The sequence below is a fragment of the Xenophilus sp. genome (genome assembly GCF_044462705.1).
In the GTDB taxonomy this organism is placed as follows: Bacteria; Pseudomonadota; Gammaproteobacteria; order Burkholderiales; family Burkholderiaceae_C; genus Xenophilus; species Xenophilus azovorans.
Genome location: NZ_JBIQNC010000252.1, coordinates 1 through 6259 on the forward strand (window position 1 = coordinate 1; position 6259 = coordinate 6259).

Annotated in this window: 6 protein-coding genes; 4 read left to right on the forward strand and 2 right to left on the reverse strand. The window is 69.3% G+C overall.

All coding sequences use genetic code 11. The features are described 5' to 3' along the window. On the reverse strand, window positions 1-1954 hold a 1954-nt coding region (gene aceE / locus ACIY1X_RS23790), incomplete at its 3' end, for a pyruvate dehydrogenase (acetyl-transferring), homodimeric type (protein ID WP_399685456.1). Window positions 1955-2092: 138 nt separating this feature from the next. Here aceE and ACIY1X_RS23795 point away from each other — a divergent pair. From ACIY1X_RS23795 to arsB, 4 genes are read left to right on the forward strand one after another with little or no spacing between them, the layout of a single operon-like run. Beyond that, window positions 2093-2434 (forward strand): ArsR/SmtB family transcription factor, encoded by a 342-nt coding sequence (locus tag ACIY1X_RS23795; protein ID WP_399685458.1) that lies wholly within the window; start codon window positions 2093-2095, stop codon window positions 2432-2434. Further along, window positions 2431-2919, forward strand: a complete 489-nt coding sequence (locus tag ACIY1X_RS23800; RefSeq protein WP_399685461.1) for an ArsI/CadI family heavy metal resistance metalloenzyme — start codon at window positions 2431-2433, stop codon at window positions 2917-2919. Before ACIY1X_RS23795 ends, ACIY1X_RS23800 begins: the two co-directional genes overlap by 4 nt. A gap of 25 nt (window positions 2920-2944) precedes the next feature. Further along, on the forward strand, window positions 2945-3319 hold the full coding sequence (locus tag ACIY1X_RS23805) for an arsenate reductase ArsC (RefSeq protein ID WP_399685464.1): 375 nt from the start codon (window positions 2945-2947) through the stop codon (window positions 3317-3319). Then, entirely contained in the window at window positions 3316-4347 is a 1032-nt protein-coding gene (arsB, locus tag ACIY1X_RS23810) for an ACR3 family arsenite efflux transporter (RefSeq protein ID WP_399685466.1), read from the forward strand. The genes ACIY1X_RS23805 and arsB overlap by 4 nt, the downstream gene beginning before the upstream one ends. Before the next feature lie 38 nt (window positions 4348-4385). On the opposite strand, the gene ACIY1X_RS23815 is transcribed toward arsB, so the two are convergent. Further along, on the reverse strand, window positions 4386-6259 hold a 1874-nt coding region (locus tag ACIY1X_RS23815; protein ID WP_399685469.1), incomplete at its 5' end, for an NADP-dependent malic enzyme.

Sequence of the window (6259 nt, forward strand, 5' to 3'; positions counted from 1 at the left end):
GGCTGTGGCCGTCCTCGTGCTGCAGGCCCTCGCCGTTGAGCGTGGTGCGGCCGGCGGTGGCGCCGAGCAGGAAGCCGCGCGCGCGCATGTCGCCGGCCTGCCAGGCGGCATCGCCGACGCGCTGGAAGCCGAACATCGAGTAGTAGATGTAGAACGGCAGCAGCGGCAGGTCGTTGGTGCTGTAGCTGGTGGCGCAGGCCAGCCAGCTTGCGAACGCGCCGGCCTCGGTGATGCCTTCCTGCAGCACCTGGCCCGCGGCGTCCTCGCGGTAGTACATGAGCTGGTCGGCGTCCACCGGCTTGTACTTCTGCCCGTGCGGGGCATAGATGCCGATTTGCCGGAACAGGCCTTCCATGCCGAAGGTGCGCGCCTCGTCGGCGACGATCGGCACCAACCGCGGGCCGACCTGCTTGTCCCTGAGTGCAATGTTGAGCATCTGCACGAACGCCATGGTGGTGCTGATCTCGCGCTCGCCGGTGCCCTTGAGCAGGCGCTCGTAGGTCTTCAGCGGCGGCACTTCGAACTGCTGCGTGCTCTTCCTGCGGCGCTGCGGCAGGAAGCCGCCCAGCGCGCGCCGGCGCTCGAGCATGTACTCCACTTCCGGCGAGTCCTTGCCCGGGTGGTAGAACGGCACCTGGTGGTCTTCGAGCTGCTTGTCGGTGACCGGGATCTGGAAGCGGTCGCGGAACGCCTTGACGTCCTCGTCGTCCATCTTCTTGGTGCCGTGGGTCGGGTTCAGCGCCTCGCCGGCCTTGCCCATGCCGTAGCCCTTGACCGTCTTGGCCAGGATCACGGTGGGCATGCCCTTGGTGTTCACCGCGGCGTGGTAGGCGGCGTAGACCTTGTGCGGGTCGTGGCCGCCGCGGTTGAGGCGCCAGATGTCGTCGTCGCTCAGGTTCTGCACCAGCGCCAACGTCTCCGGGGTCTTGCCGAAGAAATGCTCGCGCGTGTACGCGCCGCCGAAGGCCTTGCAGTTCTGGTACTCGCCGTCGACGGTGTCCATCATCACCTGGCGCAGTTTCCCGCTGGTGTCGCGCGCCAGCAGCGGATCCCAGTAGCTGCCCCAGATGGTCTTGATCACGTTCCAGCCGGCGCCGCGGAAGTTGCCTTCCAGCTCCTGGATGATCTTGCCGTTGCCGCGCACCGGGCCGTCCAGGCGCTGCAGGTTGCAGTTGATGACGAAGATCAGGTTGTCCAGGCCTTCGCGGCCGGCGACGCTGATGGCGCCCAGCGATTCGGGTTCGTCGGTCTCGCCGTCGCCGAGGAAGCACCAGACCTTGCGGTCGGTCTTGGGCATCAGCCCGCGCGCTTCCAGGTACTTGAACGCGCGCGCCTGGTAGATCGCGGCGATCGGGCCCAGGCCCATGCTCACCGTCGGGGTCTGCCAGTACTCGGGCATCAGCCACGGGTGCGGGTAGGAGCTCACGCCCTTGCCGTCCACCTCCTTGCGGAAGTGGTGCAGCTGGTCCTCGGTGATGCGGCCTTCCAGGAACGAGCGCGCGTAGATGCCGGGCGAGCCGTGGCCCTGGATGTACAGCAGGTCGCCGGGGTGGTCCTCGCTCGGGGCGCGCCAGAAGTGGTTGAAGCCGACGTCGTACAGCGTGGCGCTGGAGCCGAAGGTGGCGATGTGGCCGCCCAGGTCGCCGGGCCGGCGGTTGGCGGCCACCACCATGGCCATCGCGTTCCAGCGGATGATCGAGCGGATCCGCCATTCCATCGCCGCGTCGCCGGGGCTCTTGGCCTCCTGGCCGGGCGGGATGGTGTTGATGTACTCGGTGGTGGTCGAGAACGGCAGGTTGGCGCCGGCGCGGCGGGTCACCTCGACCATGTTTTCCAGGAGCTGGTGGGCGCGGGCCGGGCCGTCGCGGTCGAGGACCGCCTCGATGGATTCGAGCCACTCCTGGGTCTCGATCGGATCGGGGTCTTCGCGGAGGAGCTCGTTGGTCTGGTTCATGGGGGGATTCTAGCCCGCCAACGCTGGTCGCGACCGACTCTTCAATTGGACCCGGGTAATTTGTTGGACGTTTTGACCCGGGATTTAATTTCGTACGGACGCTTGACATTGGTTCGACACTTCTGGAATTATCGAATCATGCAGACGCCAGACGCCCTTGCCGCCCTCTCCGCGCTCAGCCACGAGTCCCGCCTCGCGGCGTTCCGCGCCCTCGTGCAGGCAGGCCCCGACGGCCTGTCGGTCGGCGCGCTGCGGGAGCGCCTGGACTTGCCCGCGGCCACCCTGACCGCCCACCTCAACGTGCTGCGCGCCGCCGGCATGGTCGGCGACGAGCGCGAGGGCCGCGTCATCCGCGTGCGCGCCGACTACGCGCGCATGGATGCGCTGCTCGCCTACCTCACCGAGAACTGCTGCGCCGGCGCCGCGGACTGCGGACCGGCGGGTACCTGCACCCCACGAAACAAGGACCCACGGCCATGAACCGCTTCCACGTCCACCTCAATGTCGCCGACCTGGCGGCGAGCGTCCGCTTCTACTCCGAGCTGTTCGGCACCCAACCCTCCGTGCGCAAGGACGACTACGCCAAGTGGATGCTCGAGGATCCGCGCGTGAACTTCGCGATCTCGAACACCGGCCGCGCGCCCGGCATCGACCATCTCGGCATCCAGGCGGACAGCGGCGAGGCGCTGGCCGCGCTCGGCCGCCGCCTCGACGCTGCCGGCGGCACCGTGGTCCCGGAGGAGGCGACGATCTGCTGCTACGCGCAGTCGGACAAGCTTTGGACCGAGGATCCGCAGGGCACGCGCTGGGAAACCTTCCACACCCTCGGCGAAGCCACCACCTACCACGCCGGCGACGCCCCCTGCGCGACCGACGGCGCCTCCTGCAGCCCGGACATCGCCAGCGTCGCGCCGAAAGCCGCCCAGGGCGGGTCCTGTTGCGCGCCGCAGTCGGGTTGCTGCTGAGATGGTCGCAGGCGCAAGGAAACGCGTGCTCTTCGTGTGCGTGGAGAACTCGAACCGCAGCCAGATGGCGGAGGCGTTCGCGCGCATCCACGGTGGCGACGACGTCGAGGCGCTGAGCGCCGGCTCGCGGCCCTCGGGGCGCGTCAACCCGCGGGCCGTGCGCTTCATGGCCGAGCTCGGCTACGACCTGTCCACGCATGCGTCGAAGTCGCTGGACGAGGTGACCGGCGAGTTCGATGCCGTGGTCACCATGGGCTGCGGCGACAGCTGCCCTTGGGTACCGGCCAGGCGGCGCGAGGACTGGAACCTGCCCGACCCGAAGGACCTGGACGACGCCGGCTACCGCGCGGTGCGCGACGAGATCTCGCGCCGGGTCCGCGAACTGCTGGCGTCGCCGTGAGCGTCTTCGAGCGCTACCTCACGCTCTGGGTCGGCCTGTGCATGGCGGCCGGCATCGGGCTCGGGGCGCTGTTCCCCGACGCCTTCGCCCGGGTCGCCGCCGCAGAGTTCGCCAGCGTCAACCTGCCGGTCGCGGGGCTGATCTGGCTGATGATCATCCCGATGCTGCTGAAGATCGACTTCGCCGCGATGGGCGAGGTGCGCCGGCACTGGCGCGGCATCGGCGTCACCGTGTTCATCAACTGGGCGGTCAAGCCGTTCTCGATGGCGTTGCTGGGCTGGATCTTCATCCGCAACGTGTTCGCCGACCAGCTTCCCGCCGCGCAGATCGACTCCTACATCGCCGGCCTGATCCTGCTGGCGGCGGCGCCGTGCACGGCCATGGTGTTCGTGTGGAGCCACCTGTGCGACGGCGAGCCGCGGTTCACGCTGAGCCAGGTCGCACTGAACGACCTGATCATGATCGTCGCGTTCGCGCCGGTGGTCGCGCTGCTGCTGGGGATCTCGTCCATCTCGGTGCCGTGGTCGACCCTGCTGTCGTCGGTGGGCCTGTACATCGTCGTCCCGGTGGCGGTGGCGGTGCCGTTGCGGCGCTGGCTGCTGCGGCGGCAAGGCGAGGCCGCGCTGGCGGCGCTGCTGCAGCGCCTGCACCCGCTGTCGCTGCTCGCGCTGCTGGTGATGCTGGTGCTGCTGTTCGGCTTCCAGGGGCAGCAGATCCTGGCGCAGCCGCTGGTCATCGCCATCCTGGCGGTGCCGATCCTGATCCAGGTGTACTTCAACGCGGGGCTGGCGTACTGGCTCAACCGCAGGCTCGGGGTCGCGCATTGCGTCGCCGGGCCATCGGCGCTGATCGGCGCCAGCAACTTCTTCGAGCTGGCCGTGGCCACCGCAGTCGGCGTGTTCGGCGTGCATTCGGGCGCGGCGCTGGCCACCGTCGTCGGCGTCCTGGTGGAGGTGCCGGTGATGTTGTCGGTGGTCCGGATCGTGAACGCGACCCGGGGCTGGTACGGGGCGCGCGCCGCGGGTTAGGTGCGCGGCGCGGGGTTGTCGCGGCGCGAGCGCCGCTCCTACAGGGAGCGCATCAGGCGGCCGAAGGACATGCCGGTGGCGCGCTGCTGCTTGCGCAGTTGCGCTTCCACGGCCGCGATCGCGGTCATGTTGATCACCCGGCGCGGGGTGCTGGCCGGGGTCAGGATGTGCGCCGGCTGGTCCAGGCCCATCAGGATCGGGCCGATGGCCACGCCGTCGGTCATCACCCGGACCATGTTGTAGGTGATGTTGGCCGCGTCCAGGTTCGGCAGCACGAACAGGTTGGCGCGGCCGCTGAGCGTGGTGTTCGGGAACACGTGCTGGCGCAGGTCGGCGTTCCAGGCGGTGTCGGCCATCATCTCGCCGTCGATCTCCAGCTTCGGCGCGCGCGCGAGTACCAGGTCGCGCACCTTGCGCATCTTCTGCGCGCTGGCGTCATCGTGGCTGCCGTAGTTGGAATGCGACAGCAGCGCGACCTTCGGCTCGATGCCGAACAGCTTCAACCGGTAGCTGGCCTGCAGCGTGGCCTCGGCGATCTGCTCGGCGCTGGGGTCGAGCTGCACGTGGGTGTCGAGGAAGAACCACACGCCCTGCTCGTTGATCACCCCGGTCATGGCGGCGGTGCCCTGCACGCCCTTGTCGAAGTCGAACACGCTGCGCAGGTAGCCGAGCTTCTTGTGGTAGCGGCCGACCAGGCCGCAGATCATCGCGTCGGCCTCGCCGCGCTCGACCATCAGCGCGGCGATCAGCGAGGGCCGCGAGCGGATCAGGTTCTTGGCCGCGGCCGGGGTCACGCCGCGGCGCTCGGTCAGCGCGTGGTACTGCTGCCAGTACTCGGTGAAGCGCGGGTCGTCGAGGATGTTGGTCAGCTCGAAGTCCACGCCGGCGCGCATGCGCAGGCCGAGGCGCTGGATGCGCGACTCGATCACCTCCGGGCGGCCGATCAGGATCGGCGTCGCCAGTTCCTCGTCGATCACCGTCTGCACCGCGCGCAGGACCACTTCCTCCTCGCCCTCGGCGTAGACCACCCGCTGGCGGTCGCCGCGGGCGCGGTCGTAGACCGGCTTCATCACCAGGCCGGTGCGGTGGATGAACTGGCCGAGCTTCTCCTCGTAGGCGGCGAAGTCCTCGATCGGGCGGGTGGCCACGCCCGATTCCATTGCCGCGCGTGCGACCGCCGGCGCCAGCATCACCAGCAGGCGCGGGTCGAACGGGCGCGGGATCAGGTACTCGGGGCCGAACGACGGGATGTCGTCGCCGTACGCGGCCGCCAGGTCGCCCGCTTCCATCCGCGCGAGCTGGGCGATGGCGCGCACGCAGGCCAGCTTCATCGCCTCGTTGATCTCGGTGGCGCCCACGTCCAGCGCGCCGCGGAAGATGTACGGAAAGCACAGCGCGTTGTTGACCTGGTTCGGGTAGTCGCTGCGGCCGGTGGCGATGATGCAGTCCGGGCGCACCTGCTTCGCCAGCTCCGGCAGGATTTCCGGGGTCGGGTTGGCCAGCGCCAGCACGATCGGCTTGTCGGCCATGGCCGCCAGCATCTCCGGCTTCAGCACGCCGGCGGCGGACAGGCCCAGGAAGATGTCGGCGCCCTCGACGATCTCGGCGAGCGTGCGCTTGTCGGTGTCGCGCGCGTAGCGCTGCTTGTCCGGGTCCATGTTGCCGCGGCCGGTATGCAGCACGCCGTCGCGGTCCACCGCCAGGATGTTCTCCGGCTTCAGCCCCAGCGCCACCAGCATGTCCAGGCAGGCGATGCCGGCGGCACCGGCGCCGGCGGTGGCCAGCTTCACGTCCCCGATCTTCTTGCCGACCACTTCCAGCGCGTTGACCACCGCGGCGCCGACGATGATCGCGGTGCCGTGCTGGTCGTCGTGGAACACCGGGATGTTCATCCGCTCGCGCAGCTTGCGCT